Origin of the sequence: Mesorhizobium sp. M5C.F.Ca.IN.020.32.2.1 (genome assembly GCF_004023105.1) — a bacterium.
Taxonomy (GTDB): Bacteria; Pseudomonadota; Alphaproteobacteria; order Rhizobiales; family Rhizobiaceae; genus Mesorhizobium; species Mesorhizobium wenxiniae.
On record NZ_RZSX01001467.1, the window covers coordinates 1 to 788 of the forward strand.

Here is a 788-nt window from a genome sequence, read left to right on the forward strand (position 1 = left end):
ATATGAAGGCGCTCCCGCCGTCCGAGCGGCGTGAAGCCAAGCTGCGCGTGCAGATGATATTCCAGAACCCCTATGCCTCGCTCAATCCGCGCCGCAAAGCGGCCGATATCGTCGGCGAGGCCCCGCGCGTTCACGGGCTGGTCGGCGGCGATCTCGGCACCTTTGTCGATGAACAGTTCCGACGTGCCGGCCTCGATCCGGCATTGAAGCACCGCTTTCCGCATCAGTTTTCCGGCGGTCAGCGCCAGCGGATCGGAATTGCGCGCGCGCTCGCCGTGCAGCCGGAATTTCTCGTCTGCGATGAGGCCGTTGCCGCTCTGGACGTCTCGATCCAAGCGCAAATCCTCAATCTCTTCATGGACCTGCGCGAGAGACTGAACCTCACCTACCTGTTCATCAGCCACGATCTCGGGGTGGTCGAGCACATCTCCGATCGGGTGGCGATCATGTATCTCGGCCGCATCGTCGAAGAGGCCCCGTCCGAGGAGATATTTGCCCGGGCCAACCATCCCTACACGCAGGCGCTTCTCGCCGAGGTGCCGCGGATCGAAACCACCAAACGCGGCTTTGCCGCGATCAAGGGTGAATTGCCGAGCCCGCTCTCGCCGCCGAGCGGCTGTCATTTCCACCCGCGCTGCCCGCACGCGATGCCTCGTTGCCGGACCGAAGCGCCGCGACTGAAGGTGGTTGCTGCCGGACACAAGAGCGCATGCCACCTCAATGACGCTGCCGTCTGAACGCCTTGGAATTTTTAGAGATGACCGACCTCCAGGCGCTCCAGTCCGTGA

General features: G+C 63.2%; 1 protein-coding gene. It reads left to right on the forward strand.

Annotation, left to right across the window (positions count from 1 at the left end; translation table 11 throughout):
* Positions 1 to 737: oligopeptide/dipeptide ABC transporter ATP-binding protein (locus tag EOA86_RS36825; protein ID WP_128345846.1), on the forward strand; the 737-nt coding region annotated here is incomplete at its 5' end.
* Between the last annotated feature and the right edge of the window lie 51 nt (positions 738 to 788).